General features: G+C 35.2%; 15 protein-coding genes. 13 read left to right on the top strand and 2 right to left on the bottom strand.

Annotation, left to right across the window (positions count from 1 at the left end):
* Positions 1 to 8: 8 nt before the first annotated feature.
* The 10 genes from LZ578_RS00145 to LZ578_RS00105 all read left to right on the top strand — a co-directional run bounded on the left by LZ578_RS00145 (position 9) and on the right by LZ578_RS00105 (position 11144).
* Complete coding sequence (locus tag LZ578_RS00145) at positions 9 to 1523, top strand: tagaturonate epimerase family protein (RefSeq protein ID WP_311198627.1); 1515 nt, start codon at positions 9 to 11, stop codon at positions 1521 to 1523.
* A gap of 31 nt (positions 1524 to 1554) precedes the next feature.
* Positions 1555 to 2961: a glucuronate isomerase gene (uxaC, locus tag LZ578_RS00140; RefSeq protein ID WP_235145403.1), complete on the top strand. Its 1407-nt coding sequence runs from the start codon at positions 1555 to 1557 to the stop codon at positions 2959 to 2961.
* Positions 2962 to 3068: 107 nt separating this feature from the next.
* Complete coding sequence (locus LZ578_RS12645; RefSeq protein WP_396326685.1) at positions 3069 to 3251, top strand: MATE family efflux transporter; 183 nt, start codon at positions 3069 to 3071, stop codon at positions 3249 to 3251.
* 74 nt (positions 3252 to 3325) lie between these two features.
* Positions 3326 to 5104, top strand: a complete 1779-nt coding sequence (locus LZ578_RS00135) for a sensor histidine kinase (RefSeq protein WP_235145402.1) — start codon at positions 3326 to 3328, stop codon at positions 5102 to 5104.
* A complete protein-coding gene (locus tag LZ578_RS00130; RefSeq protein WP_235145401.1) occupies positions 5097 to 6230 on the top strand; it encodes a response regulator in 1134 nt (377 codons plus the stop codon). Before LZ578_RS00135 ends, LZ578_RS00130 begins: the two co-directional genes overlap by 8 nt.
* A gap of 89 nt (positions 6231 to 6319) precedes the next feature.
* Positions 6320 to 6604: a helix-turn-helix transcriptional regulator gene (locus LZ578_RS00125; protein ID WP_235145400.1), complete on the top strand. Its 285-nt coding sequence runs from the start codon at positions 6320 to 6322 to the stop codon at positions 6602 to 6604.
* Positions 6605 to 6756: 152 nt separating this feature from the next.
* The gene (locus tag LZ578_RS00120; RefSeq protein WP_235145399.1) at positions 6757 to 7686 is read left to right on the top strand and encodes a carbohydrate ABC transporter permease; all 930 of its coding nucleotides are present in this window, start codon (positions 6757 to 6759) and stop codon (positions 7684 to 7686) included.
* Between the two features lie 3 nt (positions 7687 to 7689).
* Entirely contained in the window at positions 7690 to 8526 is an 837-nt protein-coding gene (locus LZ578_RS00115; RefSeq protein WP_235145398.1) for a carbohydrate ABC transporter permease, read from the top strand.
* A 20-nt stretch (positions 8527 to 8546) separates the two neighbouring features.
* Complete coding sequence (locus LZ578_RS00110; RefSeq protein ID WP_235145397.1) at positions 8547 to 9920, top strand: sugar ABC transporter substrate-binding protein; 1374 nt, start codon at positions 8547 to 8549, stop codon at positions 9918 to 9920.
* Positions 9921 to 10034: 114 nt separating this feature from the next.
* Positions 10035 to 11144 (top strand): glycoside hydrolase family 105 protein, encoded by a 1110-nt coding sequence (locus LZ578_RS00105; RefSeq protein WP_235145396.1) that lies wholly within the window; start codon positions 10035 to 10037, stop codon positions 11142 to 11144.
* A 69-nt stretch (positions 11145 to 11213) separates the two neighbouring features.
* Here LZ578_RS00105 and LZ578_RS00100 read toward each other — a convergent pair whose 3' ends face one another.
* Positions 11214 to 11696 (bottom strand): LURP-one-related/scramblase family protein, encoded by a 483-nt coding sequence (locus LZ578_RS00100; protein WP_235145395.1) that lies wholly within the window; start codon positions 11694 to 11696, stop codon positions 11214 to 11216.
* Positions 11697 to 11994: 298 nt separating this feature from the next.
* Here LZ578_RS00100 and LZ578_RS00095 point away from each other — a divergent pair, with 298 nt between their 5' ends.
* Positions 11995 to 16827 (top strand): bacterial Ig-like domain-containing protein, encoded by a 4833-nt coding sequence (locus tag LZ578_RS00095; protein WP_235145394.1) that lies wholly within the window; start codon positions 11995 to 11997, stop codon positions 16825 to 16827.
* 283 nt (positions 16828 to 17110) lie between these two features.
* Complete coding sequence (locus LZ578_RS00090; protein ID WP_235145393.1) at positions 17111 to 18340, top strand: IS110 family transposase; 1230 nt, start codon at positions 17111 to 17113, stop codon at positions 18338 to 18340.
* A 224-nt stretch (positions 18341 to 18564) separates the two neighbouring features.
* Here LZ578_RS00090 and LZ578_RS00085 read toward each other — a convergent pair whose 3' ends face one another.
* Entirely contained in the window at positions 18565 to 19248 is a 684-nt protein-coding gene (locus LZ578_RS00085) for a YjjG family noncanonical pyrimidine nucleotidase (RefSeq protein WP_235145392.1), read from the bottom strand.
* Positions 19249 to 19407: 159 nt separating this feature from the next.
* On the opposite strand from LZ578_RS00085, the gene LZ578_RS00080 reads away from it, so the two are divergent.
* Positions 19408 to 19884 carry an S-ribosylhomocysteine lyase gene (locus LZ578_RS00080; RefSeq protein ID WP_235145391.1) on the top strand — a complete coding sequence of 159 codons (477 nt, stop codon included), beginning with the start codon at positions 19408 to 19410 and terminating at the stop codon, positions 19882 to 19884.
* Position 19885 lies beyond the last annotated feature (1 nt).

Here is a 19885-nt window from a genome sequence, read left to right as displayed (position 1 = left end):
AAGATAAAATGATAAACGAAGCAGATAAAATGAGCAATTTGAAAAAAGACGAATTTTTCCAAACAGAAGAAGGGAAAACATATAAAGTTTACCCTAAGTCTTTTGCAGAAGAAGGTCAAACGGAGTTGTTGATGTTTAAAAAAGAGGGCGAAAAGTTCTTATTTGTAAAAGGGAACGGTCCATTATTTGATGAATTAGAAGGGAAAGAAATATCAGAGCAAACAAAAATAGTACCAGCTAATCATGCAAATCGTTTAGTATTAAATAAATTTTTTGAATATACAAAGCCTCGTGCATTTGGTAATAAAGTTACGACAATGGGTGTAGGAGATCGCTTAGGATTAGCTTCACCAGGACATATTGAAATTATGCGTCAATATAAAGTGAAACCAGTTCTTGCACAACAAAGTATCCGTGAATTAAGTCTAACGGAACGTGATATTAATGATGTTTTAGATTCTGCTGCTTATGCAACCTTACAAGAAGGATATACAGGTGGATTTGGCGCAGATGGTGACCATTTAAAACTAGAAGAAGATATAAAGTTGGCACTAGATTCAGGAATGTCTATGCTCACACTAGATTGTTCCGATTACATCCGCAACGAAGTTCCATCTATGACTGTTGAAGAGCAAGAAACAGAATATAATAAACTATCATCTGACGTACGAGATCATTATGAGTCAAAATATTTAGATAAAACCTTTGATGTAGAAGGAATGGATATTGCTTTTGATAAAGAAGAATTAGTTTACAATGTCTTGCTATATTTAGATGCTTTGAATTATATGGAGCATATCTATAAAGAATATATTCAAAAAGCTGATCATGAGATTGATTTTGAAATCTCCATTGATGAAACAGAGACAGTAACGAAACCAGAATCTCATTTCTTTGTGGCAGAAGAGCTGATTAGTGAAGGAGTAAAGGTAAATAGTCTAGCACCTCGCTTTATTGGAGAATTCCAAAAAGGGGTCGACTATATGGGTGACTTAGTTGATTTTGAAGCAGACTTGAAAAAGCATGCTTTGATTGCGAGACACTTCGATTATAAACTAAGTATCCATTCTGGAAGTGATAAGTTCTCCGCATTCCCAATTATTGCCAAGCATACGAATGGATTATTCCATTTAAAAACAGCGGGAACAAACTGGTTAGAAGCCGTTCGTGTCTTAGCAAAACATAATACAGATTTATTCCGTAGAATGCATCGTTATGCATTTGAACATTTCCCAGAAGCACAAGCGTATTATCATATTACTCCAGACCTAGATGCAATCAAGCCTTTGGATGAAGTCTCGGATGAAGATTTACCAGAATATATGAACGATCGTAATGCACGTCAAGTATGGCATGTTACGTACGGTGTGCTGTTAACAGCTACTGATGAAGAAGGAAATCGTTTGTTTAAGCCAGAATTTTTTGAAAATATGGATGAGTTTGAAGAAGAGTATAAAGGCTCTTTAGCTAGCCACATTGGAAAACACTTAGAAACCTTACAAATACCAAAAGCTACTCATTAATAAAAATAATGAAATAGAAAGGAAGGATAGAATGGGATTTATTAATGCAGATTTTATGTTGAATAATGAAACAGGAAAGCATTTATATCATCGTTATGCAGAAAAAATGCCGATTTTTGATTATCACTGTCATTTGATTCCAGAATGGATTGCTAAAGATCATGAGTTTAAAGATATTACAGAACTTTGGCTATCAGGAGACCATTATAAATGGCGTGCGATGCGTGCGAATGGAGTACCTGAACGTAAAATTACTGGAGATGCATCCTCAGAAGAAAAATTCGAAGCATGGGCAGAAACAGCTGAAAATACAATTGGAAATCCATTATTTCATTGGACTCAATTAGAATTAAAACGCTACTTTGATATTGATGACCTTCTTTCTAAAGATAATTGGAAAGAAATTTATGATAAAGCCAATCAAATTTTGAAAGACAAAAAACTTACGGCTCGCAAATTGATTGAGATGTCGAATGTGACCTTTATTGGAACAACAGATAATCCAACAGATTCTTTGGAGTATCATGATCAGATCAGTAAAGATGATTCTTTTCATGTGAAAGTGGCTCCATCATTCCGTCCAGACGAGGCCTTCCATATTGATGATGAACGATTTGTAGGATTTTTAGACCGAATGGAGACTATTTTTGGAACACGTCTCACTTCCTATCGACAATTAAAAGAACAACTGCAACAGCGAGTTAATTATTTTGATGAGCGAGGAACGCTTGCTTCTGATCACGCATTAGAAAATATGGTTTATCAAGAAGCTACAAAGGAAGAAATAGAAACTATTTTTCAAAAGGCATTGAATCAAGAGACTATTACGAAAAAAGAAAAAGAGCAATATTTAACTCGTATTTTAGTCGATTTAGGTGAAATGTATGAAGAAAAAGGTTGGGCTATGCAAATTCATTTTGGAGCATTGCGTAATAACAATGAATACTGGTATAACAAATTGGGTCCAGATGTTGGGTTTGATTCCCTCCATGACTCTGTGGAAGATGGTCGTCATTTGAACCAACTTTTAAATGCAATGGCAAAAAACAAAAAACTGCCAAAAATGATTATTTATAACTTAAATCCAACTCAAAATCATATTGTCGCAAGTGCTGTTGCAAACTTCCAAGTGAATGATGAAGGTATTAAAAACAAAGTTCAGTTTGGAGCCGGCTGGTGGTTTAATGATACGGAACAAGGAATGTTACGTCAGATGGAAACCTTGGCTGACCATGGTTTATTGATGAATTTCGTGGGGATGTTAACTGATTCGAGAAGTTTTGTTTCTTATCCGCGTCATGAATATTTCCGTAGAATTCTTTGTAACTATATAGGTGAACAAGTTGAATTGGGCAAATTCCCTCAAAATGAAGAATTATTAAAAAAATTAGTAGAAAATGTATGTTACAACAATGCAGTAAGCTACTTTAAAAAATAATTAAAGAAGATTGGAAGAGAGATTATCGCATTTTCCGGGATAGTCTCTTTCTTATTAATTAAAGTGAAAGTTAGGGAGAACTTCTTCCTACCATTCTTCAGTTTTCAGTGCCCATTATTCTCAGTAGTTTAGTCAACACGTTATATAATCTTGTCGATACATTTTGGTTAGGGAAAATTGGACCAAATGAGTTGGCAGCAATCACAATTGTCACTCCACTCCAACAAATAACTACTTCTTTTGGAGCAATGCTCTTGCCACGGTCGTGCTGTATGTCTTTTATTTATTAGGAATATGGAAAAAGAATAAAGTATTAGAGTATTCAAAAGAAACATACAAAATAGAAAGGAAAGGAGTAAAGTCCATGAAACTAAAGAAAAAGGGATTATTTTCATCACTTAGCTCAACTATAAATGCCTTTTATATTTTGTTAATTGTTTTGTTTGTTGTATTAACAGGCTCTATTTTATATTTTGTTGCAAACAACCAAATTTATAAAAATACAGAAACAAACATGCAACAGACTTTAGATCAAAAACTAGAATACCTTTCCTTTTTATATCGAGATATTTTTGAACAATTCTACTTTCTAACCCAAAATATTGCCGTTGAAAAATTAAATGATTCTATTCAATCCTCACCACAAAGTTATTTGAGTTTGACAGAGGAAGTAGAATTTTTTTATAACCGAAATAGTAATTTTATTGATTCTATCTATATTAATTTAGGAAATGACGCCTATTTGATTACTGAATCAACCCAACAAGAAGTGAGTCCTTCCTTTCAGAAAGAACTTTATTATTCTTTTGAAAACGAGACGAATGAGGGTTATTTCTGGTTAAATAATCACGAAGATCCAATTTTTGACCAAAGCCAAGATGTTCAATCCATCGTATATCTGCTTAATGGAAATCAAAATTCATTGAATGGATTAATGGTAGTTAATTTAAAGACTAGTTTTATTCAAAATATTCTTCAAGATACTTCTATGGATGGCGGATACATGATGTTAGTAGATCCAAAAGGATACTTAGTGCCTGAAGAAGTGGAAGAAAACCAAGAGTTAAATCAAAGAATATTTAACCTTTTTAAAGAGGACTCTTTAAATGAACAAAATCAAGAAATCTCTTTAAATAGTAAGGAAAAATATTGGCTGCGTAATGGAACAGTAGGTACAAATAAATGGGAATTAGTATTCGTTTCTCCTAAAACGTCACTTTTACAATCCACGTCCGTTATCTTTTTGATATTTTTGTTAATTTCCTTAATTCTTTCCGTTTCAGCTACTTTCTTTTTACAAATTGTACGACGATATATTTCGGCTCCTATAAAAAACTTAGCAGAAAGTATGCTTACGACAGAGACGTATCATGAGAAACTTAAATGGTCAAAAGATGTACCAGAGGAACTAGCCGTTTTATATGAAAGCTATAATACCTTAACAGATCGTAATATACATTTGATTGAGCAAATGACTGCTCAACAAGAAGAGAAAAAAGACTTAGAAGTTGCTTTACTTCATGCTCAGATTAACCCTCACTTTCTTTATAATACTTTATATTCTATAAAGGGATTATGTGAGATGGGAGAAAATGAAGAAGCCAGTGAAATGATTAGCAAACTCTCCGATTTTTTCCGAACAAGCTTAAGTAAAGGAGAAGAAATAATTACAATTGAAGAAGAAATCAAGAATATTAAAAGCTATTTATATATCATGGAAATGAGATATGGAGACTTCTTTTCTTATGAAATAAATGTCTCTAAAGAATTATATTCTTATGAGATTGTAAAGTTATCCCTTCAACCAATTGTTGAAAATGCAATCTATCATGGAGTAATGCAAAACCGTCAAAAAGGATTGTTAATAATTGAAGCAACGGAACTAGAAAATAGTTTACTGTTTTGTGTAAGAGATAATGGTGCTGGTATAGAGGATATAATATTAGAAAAAATAAATAGAGAAGTTCATACACCTTTAGTAGATCATACTCGTGAAGAAACAGGAGTAGGGTTAAGAAGTGTCAATATTCGTATTAAAAACCGATATGGAAATAAGTATGGAATTAGAATTGAAAGTATACATGGAGAATATACAGAAGTCTTCATAAGCATACCTAAAACAAGAGGTGAAAAGAATGTTTAGGATTGTAGTAGTAGAAGATGATCGAATTATTCGGAAGACGATTATTCAATCGAACTGGGCAGAAATTAATGCAGAAATAGTAGGAGAAGCAGCAGATGGACAACAAGCGTTAGAAGTTATTCGTGAAACGAAGCCTCAATTAGTCATTACGGATATTAATATGCCATTTATGGATGGAATCGAGTTAGCTAATCAAATCCGTAAAGAAAAAATAGATACTCGAATTGTGTTTTTGACTGGTTACGATGATTTTCGTTATTTACATGGAGCAATCCTAGTAAAATCAGATGATTATCTTCTAAAACCTATTCAAATGCCAGATTTACTTCAAACAGCTAAAAAAGCTTTAGAAGTATGGAGTGAGAATCATCAAAAAAGGGAACAATTAGAAGAATCTCTACCACTTCTTCATGAAAAATTTTTATCTCAACTACTTTATTCAAGTAGAACTACACAAGCTACGGATATTCAAAATGAACTTTTTCGTCTCCAAATATTTTTAACGGGACCAGCTTTTGCAGTTATAAATATAAACATACCTTCATATAAAGGAGAGATGTCCCTTTATCAATTAGCTCGTAAATGGAACTTGTCTGGAGAAATTGAAGTTCTGTCATTTAGACATCAAGAGGTATTTATTTTTTTATCATTGGAAACAGATGATGGTCAATTATTATCAAACTTAGAACAAGGAATATCATTAGCATTGGAAGAGGATTATCATTTGTCCGCTTACTTTTCACATTCTTCTATTTATCCAGAAATGCAAGACTTAGAGACTGCAGTGATGGAAGCAAAAATAAGAATGGAAAAAATGAAGATAGAAAATGATATAGAAATACGTCCCTCTCCATTACTATCTTATTTCCCTTTTGAGTCAGAACAGGATAAGGAAAATAACGCGAATCGTTCTTCTGAAAAAGTAAGAATGCATACGATCTATCAATTGGTATCTTCTCATACCTTGCATCTCGAAGAAGCGAAGCGAGTAGCCTTACAGATGGTTCTATTTCTTGCGAGTGAAATCAATGCAAGAACAAAAGATGAAGGACAGTTAATGGATATCTACCCAGTCACTCAACATATTTTTAAGGCAAATAATCACGAAAATTTAAAAAAATCTTAGAACCATTATTTATACAATGGTTAACTCTAAAAGAATCACAAAAAGAACAGTCATCTACTAATCCCTTGGTAAATCGTGCAATTATATACATGCAAGAACATTATTGTGATTCTGATTTATCATTAGTAAAGCTAGCTCAAGAAATTCATGTGTCTGCACCGTATTTAAGTAATCTTTTTAAAGTTGAGAAGAATGTTAACTTTACGGAGTACTTATTACAACTACGAATGGAGCAAGCCAAAAAACTCTTAAAAAATACAGAAAAAAAGACATATGAAATTGCTGAAGAAATAGGATTTTTAAATTCACATTACTTTAGTAGCTGTTTTAAAAAATATACAGGACAAACAGCATTATCTTTTCGTAAAGAATAAGGAACTACCCTTACTAAAAAAGAAAATAATGTGCATAAAAACACTGATTGTACTTTTTTTCACGAATATCGTAAGGAATTATACAATCATCAAAAGATATTGGATTTTTATAGAAAGCGCTTTCTGTTATCCTTTTTATAGGAGGGAAGACAATGGAAAATACAATCAGTAAAACAAATGTAACATTTAATTCTAAAAAAACAATCAAGCCAAAAGTGAACTGGGTTCCGTACTTACTTTTAGCGCCTGCTTTAATAATGGTCGTTGCTTTTCTATTTTATCCAATGGCAACTGTTTTTTACTACAGTTTTCAAAATTATGATATCTCAGCACCATTCTACGATGGGTTTGCAGGGTTAGATAATTATATTAGAATATTTACCCAAGACAAGCTGTTTCTTCCTAGCTTATGGAATAGTGCGAAATGGGTTCTGTCTCAAGTAATTTTGCAGTTAACTTTTGGATTAGGTATTGCACTACTTTTAAATCAAACATTTAGATTAAGAGGATTAATTAGAGCCGTTGCATTTATTCCATGGGCAATTTCAGGAGTTTTAACTTCAGTAATGTGGATGTTAATGTATAACGAGCATATGGGTGTATTTAATGACATTCTTATGAGATTAGGAATCATTGATCGACCACTTGCGTTTCTAGCAAGCACAGGCAGCGCTTTTGTAGCAGTTGTTATTGCAGAACTGTGGCGCGGACTTCCTTTCTTTGCTGTTACCTTACTTGCTTCTTTACAAAATATCCCGGTAGATTTGTATGAAGCAGCAAGAGTAGATGGAGCATCACGTTTCCAGCAACTTGTTTATATCACTTTACCTCAACTGAAACGGACGATTGTTTTGACAACGCTTTTACGTACAGTTTGGGAATTTAATAATGTCGACCTGTTGTACAACTTAACAGGTGGTGGTCCTGCCCATTCAACGACTACGTATGCTATGTACATTGCTAATACAGCAGTACATGGAACCAACTTTGGTTATGGTTCTGCCTTAACGGTAGTTGCCTTCATTATTTTAACCATTGTAGCAGCGGTGTATCTGAAGATTTCAGGATTTGAGGAGGAGTAGAATATGTTTACAAAAAATAGGAAAGTAGATCGGTTTCTAACGTTTCAACTTCCCATGACACTTATGTTAGTCTGGACTGTTTTTCCAATTTATTGGACATTAAACACAGCATTTAAACCAGAAGGCGATATTATTCGCACACCCGTTCAATACTTCCCTAGTAGTATTACGACAGATAACTTTGTTAATGCTTGGACGGATGTAGGTTTTGATACGTATTTTGGCAATAGCTTTTTAGTAGCAGTCAGCACCGTAATTTTTACAGTTCTGATGTCCATCTTGGCAGGATATGCTTTAGGACGATATGAGTTTAAAGGCAAACGAGCATTCATGCTTTTACTTTTGATGACTCAGTTCATTCCTCGTTCTATGTTAATTATTCCTTTGTTTATCATCTTTAGTAATTTAGGGTTAATTAGTAATCCACTATCTTTGATATTAATTTATTCGGCGGTACAAGTTCCTTTCAATGCTATTCTAATGAGTGGATTTATTGCTAATATTCCAAAAGAATTAGAAGAAGCTGCTTCTATAGATGGAGCGACCAGAATGCAAACATTATCAAAAGTTATTCTACCTCTTTTGATTCCGGGAATTGTTGCTACCAGCGTAAATATATTTGTATATGCATGGAACGAATTCTTACTGGCGTTGATGCTTACAAACAATCAAGGGAAATTTACTTTGCCAGTTGGATTAAGTTTCATGATGGGAGAATTTAATGTAAACTACGGTGCTCTTGCAGCAGGTAGTATTATTGCTTTAATCCCATCCATTATTCTGTTTTCAATTGCTCAAAAACATTTAGTAAATGGAATGGGCGGAGCTGTAAAAGGCTAAAAAAAATAGGGGGTAAAGAAATGTTCACAGGAAAAAGAAAAGTATTTGGGATTACACTTGCAAGTGCAATGTTGCTAGCTGCATGTGGAGGCGGAAATACAGGAGGAACGGCTGATAGTGGAAGTACGAGTGAAGCACCTAGTACAGATACAGCGATATCATCCAGTAAAGAGACAGTTAGTACTGAAAAAGTAAAACTTTCATTCTGGGATGAAAATGCTGGTCCGGATCGAACACCTATATGGGAAGAACTGATTTCTCGTTTTGAAGATGAAAATGAAAATATTACAGTAGAATACTTTGGTTTACCAAAAAATGATGCAAAATCAAAAATTGATGCAGCAATTGCAGCTAAAGATACTCCGGATGTAGCTTCTATTCAAACAAGTTGGTTACCAGAATATTCCATTCGAGAAGCATTGTATCCGCTAGATGATTTGTTTAAAGATTCTGATCTAAATGGAAAAATTAACCAAGGAGCAATCGACTTCAATAAAGAAATCGTTCGTGATGGCGGATTGTATGGAATTCCGTATACACAAAATCTAGATATTATCTGGATTCGTGAGGACCTATTCAAAGAAGCTGGAATTGAAGCTCCAGAAACATGGGATGAATTCTTTAAAGATGTAGATGAAATGACGACCGATGACGTATATGGATACACGATTCGCGGTGGAGCTGGTGGATCATTACAGTTGCAACGTCTGATGTATGCGTATTCAGGAATTACAGACTATGTAAAAGAAGATGGTCAAGCGACGATTGACGATCCAATGCACGTAGATTTTTTGAAAAAATACTTTGAATTATATCAAAAGAACACACCACAAAGTGATATTACGAATGGCTATAAAGAAATGGTAGCAACTTTTGATACTGGAAAAGCAGCGATGGTACACCACAATATTGGTTCATTTGGTGAACATAGCAAGGCGTTGGAGCCAGATCAATTTGAAGCTATTCCACTTCCAAAATCTGAAAAAGGGAACTATGTAGTAGAAGGTGGAAATACAATTGGTATTTCTCTATTTGCTGGTACGGAACACCCCGAAGAAGCTTTCAAACTAGCTGAATTTTTGAATAATGCTGAAAGTCAAAGTTACTGGAATGAAAAAGTAGGCCAAATTCCTACTAATAGTGATGTAATGGATCAAGCCTGGATTCAAGATGCACAACACTTGAAAGTTGCGTTCTCTGTTTATGACGATCCAACTACTGAATTATATGAGCCGCCATTCTACCTACCAGACTATCGTTCTATCTTGGATAACCAAGTAGATGCAGGTATTCAGTCTGTAATGGCTGGTGACATGACTGTAGAAGAATTCTTAGCCGAATGGGCAGAATCAATTGAAGCCTCTGCAGCAAAATACAAGGATGCTTTTGAATAAGAAAGTACTTAATCATTATAAAATATACAGAAAAGGGGCTGGGACATTTGTCCCAACCCCAATCTGTTTTTAAAGAAATAAATAAAAAATGAAAAATTAGAGGAGAAAATGCCAATGATGAATCATACAACACACTTGACAAAAGAAAAAGTACTAGAGGTTGCAGAGAAATCTTGTCGAACGTTGATGGAGAAATATACTCCTGCAGAGTTACCGCCAGCAATGAGATTTCACTATCACCAAAGTGTATTTTTAATGGGAATGCTACAAGTTTGGGAAGCTACAGGCAATGCTGAATACTTTGATTATATAAAAGGATACTATGATGAATTAATTGATAATGAAGGAAATTTCGTTTATGAAAGAGATCAATTGGACTCTATTCAAGTAGGAATCTTACTATTCAAACTGTATGAAGAAACCGGTCATGAGAAATATATGATTGCTGCTCGAAAACTACGTAGTATTATTGACACTGTGAATCGCACTTCTGAAAATGGCTTCTGGCATAAAGATAAATACCCATATCAAATGTGGTTGGATGGATTATATATGGCAGGACCTTTCCTAGTAAAATATGCAAACCAATTTCATGAAAAAGATTTAATCTCTTTAGTGCTTTATCAAGAAAAATTGATGCGTAAACATATGACTGATCTAGAAACGGGATTGTTGTACCATGCTTGGGATGAGAAAAAAATTCAGCCTTGGGCAAATCCAGAAACAGGTTGTTCTCCTGAGTTTTGGGGGAGATCAGTTGGTTGGTATGGAACTGCTTTAATTGATATTTTGGAAGCAATTGGTGATACGTATCAAGGCCAAGAAGAATTACCAGGTGAGATTGCAAAATATATTGAAAATGTAGTCCGATTCCAGGATGAAGAGAGTGGTCTTTGGTATCAGATGGTAGACAAAGGAGATCAGGAAGATAATTGGCTAGAATCATCTAGTTCTTCCCTGTATTTATATACGATGGCGAAGGCGTTACAACATGGTTATATAGATGAAAAATATGAAGAAAATCTGTTTAAAGGGTTTGAAGGTTTATTGGAACATATGACTGAAGAAAATGGAGATAAACTTCACGTGAAAGGGATTTGTATTGGTACATCTGCAGGATTATATGATTACTATGTAAATCGCCCGACTTCGATTGATGATTTACATGGTGTAGGTGCTTTTCTTTTTGCAGCTATGTCTTTGTATGACTACTTAGAAGTTTAATTTTAAAAAAACAAACTTTCCAAAGATTCTTTTGGAAGGTTTGTTTTTTGTATTCTTTTATAAAAAATACTAAGTGCTAGACGATTGTTGTGCTGCCATTACACAGTCAATGACAATAATGATTCCAAGAGCTAATAAAGAATGATTTTCATCATGAATATCAAGGGAATAGGAGTCACCCCAAGTAAACCATTCTTTACTTACGGTAGCAATTAATTCGTTGTTATTCAAAATTTGGTAATCATGAGCCCATACAGAACCATCAACATCCCAATTAGGACCTTGAATAGAGTAGTTGGGACGGAAAAAAGATAATTCTTTTCTCACAGTTGCAATTTCTTCATCCCCTATAAATAAAGAATAATTTGGAAGGAAATTCCAAATATTTTGTTTTATATAAAGAACTTCATTTCCAAAAGAATCGGACATACTAAGCTTTTTTCCCCATGAAAAAAATGCACCTTCTACAAAATAAATATCATTGCCAAAATGATCTTTTACTGTAAATCGATCATTCCAAGAAAAAATTTGTTGCTTAATATAATATTGCATGAAGCTTCCTCCTCTACTAAATTGCTATCTTCTCTATCATAACTTTTTTCGTTATAAAATGTAAATTATTCTTTAAAATATCGCTTGTAATCTTTATTTCAATCTTATCTAAGGAAGTGATTATGTTTGGAATGCGAGAGGTAGCTTAAGATTAGTAAGAAAGGACTTCGTAAGGGTTTACATGATTAACTTTTATGAGACTTTCTTCTTCATCTAAACTTATTTTACTGGAGAAGGGAGATAGAAGGACTGGCTATGTTTAGATGGACTATATGAAAAATTATAAGGAGGAACGGATTTGACAAGAAAACATTTTGTGAAACAGAGTAAAATTTTTTTATCGACCTTACTACTCTTACAGCCTGTATTACCTCTTACAGTTCTCGCAACAGAAACAGAAAGTACAGATGAAATAAACACAGAAGAAATTATTTCAGAAGAAAATGTAACCGATACCATTGAGGCTTTGATGGATGATAAAGAAGGTCCAATAACTTCTATTTCTAGTAATTGGAACGGGAATATTTTTGGGGACGTAGGTGGTCAAGATAAAATTAATTCTGAAAACTTTGAAATTACTGAAAATGAAGATGGATCAGTAAGGATGCGTAGTTCTAATAATCGGGGAAAGATATCAAGTTCAACAGATGGTATTGCTTATTATTTTCAAGATATTCCAGAAGATGCCAACTTTGAATTCTCTGTAACGGCATCTGTAGTTTCCTTTGATTCCAATAATCAAGTTTCTTTTGGAATGATGCTTCGTGATGAGGTTTATGAAGATTTGCATGGAACAGAGTATGCAAACGGCAATCATCTATCAATAGGTGCATTAGATAAAACATTGAAAGCCTTTGCCAGGCAAGGAACTGCATTAGAAAAAATTGAATTAAGTCAAATGTTTAATATGCCAGAAAATGGTAGTACCTATGAATTAAAAATGAAAAAAATGGGTTCTCTTATTATATTAGAGATTGATGATGAACAGATTATGATAGAAGATTATACTGGAGAAATTCATTATGCAGGATTATTTACTTCCAGAAACACAGAAGTCGTTTACAGTAATATTTCATTAGAAATCGAAGAAGAGATTATTCCAGAAATAGGCGATTGGCAATTTAGTGCTTTTGGAAGCAATACTTCTTCTAACAAGAATGAACCACCCGTTTTTCATGAAGACGGATCCATTACAATGGTTGCTACTGGTGGGAAAATATCTTCAAGTGATGAAGGAATCTCCTATTATTTCGATACCCTTCCCGCTGAAGCTAACTTTGAAGTAAAGGCTAAAGCCATTGTTAAACAATTTAATCAGACGGCTGGAATCAGTACTCCTAATCAAAAATCTTTTGGGATTATGCTTCGCGATGAAGTTGCTGAGCATGGTGATTCAATGACATCCAGTTCAAATTATATAGCAGTTGGTGCTTTGGATACGGTTATGAAAGGGTTCTACAAACAAGCAGATGGACAAACAAAATTGGATGCGATAGATGGAATCAATATGCCTAGTACTGGAGAAGAATATGACCTTTCCATTAAAAAGCTCGGGGAAGTATATGTATTAAACGTAAATGGAGTAGAAGAAACAGTATCTATGGATGAATTATTTTCTGGTAACGTGCACGCCGGCCTTTTTGTAGCTCGCGATGCAGAAGTTACTTTCCAAGATTTTAGTATTCAAGTAGACACTCGAACCATTTCTTCTCTAGAAGTAAATACAGATCAAATGAAAACAACTTATTTAGTGAATGAAAAACTAGATATAGAGGGATTCAATGTAACAGCTCATTATTCTGATGGAACCATTGAAAATGTGGATGTATCTGATATCATTATTACCGGATTCAATAGCAGTCAAGCTGGTGAAAATGTGATCACCGTTCATTATGGTGGAAAAACGAGACAAGTACCCATTACAATCGATGCACTTACTGTTGTGGACATGAATATCGTCTATCTTCCTGCTCGGACTAATTATTATTTAGGAGATCAATTTGAAGAAGATGGACTAGTCGTAGAGGCAACTTATAATAATGGGGAAACTGCTATTTTGGAAAGAGAATTATATAAATTTGAAGTAGAAGAATTTTTTACAAAAGCAGGAAAACAAAATGTAGTGATTACTTCTACAGAAACTCCAGAAGCAAAGATTTCTTTTTCAATAGAAGTACATGATGCTTCTTTAACAAAATTAGAAATTACTCAAAAGCCAGAAATTACTGTTTATTATTTGGGCGATGAAATAGATTTAGATGGATTGGTAATTTATGCTCATTATAGTGATGGGACAAAAGTACGCCTAATGAAAGGAGACTTTACCACTTCGGAATTAGATACAACAACGGCTGGAAATAAAACAATTTCTTTCATGTATAAAGGAAAAGAGGTCCAACTTGAATTGACAGTCAAAGAAAAGGAAATGATTGGAATTACAGTAACAAGCTATCCAAAAACTACCTACACAGTAGGAGAGTCTTTTGATAAAGAGGGGCTAGTGCTTGCAAAAGAATATGATAATGGAGATACAGAAGAACTTCCAGAATCAGAGTATTCTTTAGAGGTACCTACGTTAGATAAAAAAGGAACGTATGCTATTAAGATACATGCAAAAGATAAGTATATTAAACCAATAGAATTACAAGTTTCTGTTATTGATCCTGTTACCCTTGAATGGAAAACGATTCGATTTGGACAGTCATCCAATCAGGAAAAAAATTATGTAGAAGTTCAAAATAACGGAACAATTAAAGTGGTAGCTTTAGAAGGCGGTGGGAAAATTACTGGAGATCACGATGGAATTTCCTTCTATTACACGGAGATAGATGCAAAAGAAGATAATTTTGTACTCTCAGCAAATATTGATGTTAAAAATTATGCCAAAGACCCCCACGATGGACAGGAATCCTTTGGGATTATGGCTCGGGATGCTATTGGCAATGCAAATGATTCTAGTGTTTTTGCTTCAAATATTGCTGCAATAGGTGGATTTAGCGGTTCCACTCGTAATCCGAATGGGATTCAGTTGTTTGCTCGGACAGGTGTGGATACTCCAGATGGAGCTGGAAGCCAAGGAATTAAAAATATAATGTTGGAAGAAAGTAAACCAACTGGTATGCACCGTTTAACATTAAAGAAAACCAATAGTGGTTATGTAGGAAGCTTGAATAATGGGGAAGAAGAAATAATTTTTGAACCAGAAATTTTACAAACACAAGATTCTAAACTATATGTTGGTTTTTATACTGCTCGATTAGCTACAATCGAGGTTAGTGATATTAATTTTACAGTAACAAAGGCAGCAACAGATGCTCCAAAAGTAAATCCTCCTGCTATAGCAGTAGAGCCTAATGTAACGATAACCTCTTTAGATAAAACGCCTTTAAATGATTATCAGCTACGTTTCTTAGCAAATGTTGACGGAACGGTTACAGTCAAAAAAAGTCAAGAGGTTCTAAAAGCTGACTTAGAAGTCTTAGCTGGCAATGAGGTAAATATCCCCGTAGAAATTCAGAAAGGCTTTACGAATTTTAGTATATCTTTCTTACCAGAGGATACCCAATTTCTAACTTCTTATGACAAGGTAGTCAAAAATTTCACAGTTGAAAATAGAACGTATCAAGGAGATATTCATGTTTCACCAGAGGGGAAATATGGTTCAACTGGAACGATTGAAGATCCATTAAGCCTGGATACAGCAGTGGAATTCGTTCTTCCAGGTCAAAAAATAATTGTTCATGATGGTGTCTATCTTCGTAGTTCTCATCTAAATATTGAAAAGTATAATGATGGAACGAAAGAAGCTATGAAATATTTAATAGCAGCTGAAGAAGCTAACCCCGTATTAGATTTTGATCGAAAAACAGAAGGGGTTATCTTAAGTGGAGACTATTGGCACATAAAAGGGATTGATTTCCGTCGAAGTGCTCCTAATACACGTGGCTTTATCGTTGGAGGAAGTCATAACGTAATTGAACAGGCAAATTTTTATGAGAATGGAGATACAGGACTACAGATTAGTCGAACGGACCAATCAGCTAATATTGAAGATTGGCCCTCACATAATTTAATTCTGAACTGTAACTCATTTGATAACCGTGACCCTTCCGATAATAATGCAGATGGATTTGCTGCAAAATTAACTTCAGGAGTAGGAAATGTTTTCCGTGGATGTATGGCTTATAATAATATCGATGATGGCTGGGATTTATATACAAAAGCAGGAAGCGGTAAAATTGGAGCGGTTTTAATTGAAGATAGTATCGCTTTTGATAATGGTTTCGTTTCTTATGACTATGATGGTCGTGGAGATGGAAATGGATTTAAACTAGGTGGAGAAGGGATTCATGTACCTCATGTAATCCGTAATAGTATGGCTTTTGGAAACTTAGCAGATGGGTTCACTAGTAATAGTAATCCAGGTGTGGAAGCATACGATAACATTTCCTTTAATAACTTAGGACGTAATCTAAGCTTTACTACTTATCCACACATTCCTGTTGATTTTACAATAGACGGATTTGTTTCGTACCAGAAAGATTATGATGGAAAAGATTCTTATCCTACTCATCTCATAGCCAATAATAATTATTTCTTTGATGGAGAGAAGTCAGTAAATCAAACTGGAATTGAACTTTCGGATAAAAACTTTGAAAGTTTAGAATATATTCCATTTGAACGAGATAAAGAAGGGAATATTATTTGGGGACCATTCTTAGCTTTTATTGCTCCAGAATTGGAAGAGCCAGTTGGACCGGAAAAACCGGAAAAACCAGAAAAGCCGGAAGAACCTAAAGATCCAATTGACCCTGAAGCCCCAGAAGGAGAAGAAGTACCTGATAAAGGTAATGACCTTCCAAGTGAGGCAGAAGGAAGCGAGAAGCCAGGAGAAACTCCTTCTGAGGAACAGAAACCAGAGGAAGCTCCCTCTAGCTCAGATGATAAAAATGAAGAGTCATCAGAAAATGGAATGAGCAAAGAAGAAGATAAAGAAGAAAAGGAGAAGAAAGAAGAACATTTACCAGATACCGGTATCGTTACTTCTTTTGCAAAAATAGCAGGTACTCTTTTATTAGTTGGTGGTGCTTTGGCTTTATTCTTTTCAAAGAGAAAAGAAGTAGAAAAATAATAAAAGGAATGATTAAGAAATAAGAAACATACTAAGATTAGTAGGTAGAAACCCCGACGGGGGTTCCTGCCTACTATTTTCTTTTTTTCGGATATAGTTGTGGTGAAAGGAAGCTCGACCGTAGCCCTAAGGACCCCGAGTCCGAATTAAAAACCGAGCTCCTTCACTGTCATTTCAGAATCAGGTTTAAGTATGTGGGACCAAGAGTCCGTGTAAAGGAAATGGGAATCGGAATGAATCAGTGAAGGTCTTTTAAATTAAACGAGAAAGCGAGGAGAAAAAAATGTTTGTAGTCGCACTAGATGTTTCCATGAAGAAAAGTTACGCTGTCATCTATGAAGGCAATACCTGCTTGTGGGAAGGCATCATTGCTCATACAAGAACAGGTTTTGGCATCTTACTGAATGAAATCCGGAACCTGCCGCGAGTCCCTGATATGGTTTTTGAAGCGACAGGCGTTTATTCCCGACCAGTGGAAGCCTTCTGCCAAAAGAATGACCTCTCCTATACCCTACTAAACCCACTCCAAGCCAAGAAACAGATGGAGGAAGACACGTTAAGGAGCTGGAAGACCGACAAACAAGACGCCCATAAGTTGGCGCAAACCCATGCCGGGAAAAGACGGACACCGAAGGTGGTCCAGGAAGATGTCTATCAAGACCTGCGCGATTTATCCCGCTTCTACCAAGAGGTGGAGGAAGAAATCAAGCGCACGCGTATGCACTTGCACAACTGTCTCCAGCTGGTATTTCCGGAGTTGGAACAGTTCTTTTCGAACCAAATCAACCTCTACGCCCTCACCGTGATCAGTCAGTTCCCACACCCCGATCTGGTCTTGCGGTCCACACCGACTAAAATCAAAAACTTGCTCATCAAATCAACCAGGAAGAACATCTCCGAAAACCGGGCCCGCAAGAAGGCGGAAGAATTAACCGTTCTGGCACAGGAGGCTTATCCAGCCGTTGCTGAAAACAGTGTTCACTGTCAAAAGACGAGCTACTATGCGGAAAAGCTCCAAGACCTGCTCCTCCAAAAGGAGGCACTCAAAAGCCAGATGATCGCAATGGCGAGGGAACTACCGGAACACGATTTATACATCACAATCCCAGGAATCGGTGAATTGTCCTCAGCCTTATTGATTGGAGAACTGGGGGACATTCGACGATTCGAAACATCCAATCAACTGAATGCTTTTGTGGGCATTGATATCCGTAGGTACCAATCAGGAAACTATATTGGCAAGGACCACATCAATAAACGCGGCAATCCGAAAGGAAGGAAAATACTGTTTTTTTGCGTACGAAACATGGTTCGCCAACAGAGAGCTGCCCCGAACCATATCGTAGATTATTACTACAAATTAAAAAAGCAACCCATCCCCAAAAAGGATAAGGTTGCAGTCGTAGCCTGCATGAACAAACTACTAAAATGTATGCATTCCATGGTTAGGAACCATACGAAGTACGACTATGCGTACACGGCCTCTAAGGGCCCATCAACAGTTTTAATATAACACAACACCCCACAAAAAAATAGAAAAAGGGATGTTTATTTGGCATGCCTATCTTCCTATCAAGCGTAACCCTAAACCTACTCTCCAAGGGAGAGTTTAAGAAATTCATACGGATAGATAATTATTAGGCAGATATCACTTGACTAAACGTAGGAAAAGGGCTGGGACTTTTGTCCCAACCCTTTTTTAAAAATATATAATAGATGATAGGTCTATTTTTAAAATTACCCTAAAATATGATGTAATTCAGATAATCGTTGAATTTGATAAGTAGGTTCAATATTTAATAAGTTTTCTTGTTTCTCTGGATTGAACCAACAAGAATCAATTCCTGCTTTATTACCACCTGTAATATCAGAAGTTAAAGAATCTCCGATAATTAAAGCGTTTGAGTGAGAAAAGGCAGGGATTCGGTGGAAAACATAATCAAAGTATTCTGGCATCGGTTTTTGATATCCGGTATCTTCTGAAACAAAAATATTTTTAAAGTATGGTAGTAAACCTGAATCTGTTAAGCGACGGTATTGAGTCTTAGAAACGCCATTTGTGACTGCATATAGTTCAAAAGATTGTTTTAATTCATCTAATAGTTCTACGCAGCCATCTATTAAGAAATGTCCTTCTTCTAGATGGGAGCGAAAACGACGATCCATTTCAGCACCATCAACGTTTTGTCCGTGAATTCCAAAGAAGTCTTCAAAACGCTGGGATAATAATCTATCTCGATCAATTTTTCCTTTTTCATATAGATTCCAAAAGCGTTGATTAATTTTAGAGTACTGCTGAATATTTTCTGTAACGGGTTCCACACCGGTTTCTTCTAAAAGAATGGTCAGTGCATTTTTTTCTGCCGCTTTAAAATCAAGTAATGTATCATCCAAGTCAAATAATAATGTTTGATAACCCATAGTTATTCCCCTATCTCTTTTCATCTGGTAGCATTTTCTCTTTTCTATTTTGATTTGTCAAATAAGACTTACCATCTATAGTTTAGAGTGATGGCTTTTCTCCTTATTTTTTGTTAAAATGCGAAAGACAAGTACAAAAAGACAAGGGGTTTATATAAAATGGCAAAAGTAGAAAGTTTTCAATTAGATCATAACGCGGTAAAAGCACCATATGTACGAGTTGCAGGTGTAGAGCACGATGAAAAGGGTAGTATCATTCAAAAAATTGATTTGCGGTTTTTACAACCGAATCAAGAAGCCTTTCCTACAGGAGCGTTGCATACACTCGAACATTTACTAGCTACCTACATGCGTGATTATTTACCGGGAATTATTGATATTTCACCAATGGGTTGTCGGACAGGGTTTTACTGTATTAAGTGGGAAGAGTCTACACCAGAAGAGATTGCTCAGGCTTTGGAAAAAACATTAGAACAAGTTCTAAAAACAGAAGTGGTACCAGCAGTCACTGCTAAAGAATGTGGGAATTATCGAGATCATAGTTTGTTTTCTGCTAAAGAATATGTACGAGAAGTTTTGGAAAAAGGAATCAGCCGTGATCCATTTGAAAGAGAATTAGGTGACCAAAAAGCTTAAG

This window comes from Jeotgalibaca sp. MA1X17-3 (genome assembly GCF_021513155.1).
In the GTDB taxonomy this organism is placed as follows: domain Bacteria; phylum Bacillota; class Bacilli; order Lactobacillales; family Aerococcaceae; genus Jeotgalibaca.
This window is presented reverse-complemented; position numbering and strand designations above follow the sequence as displayed.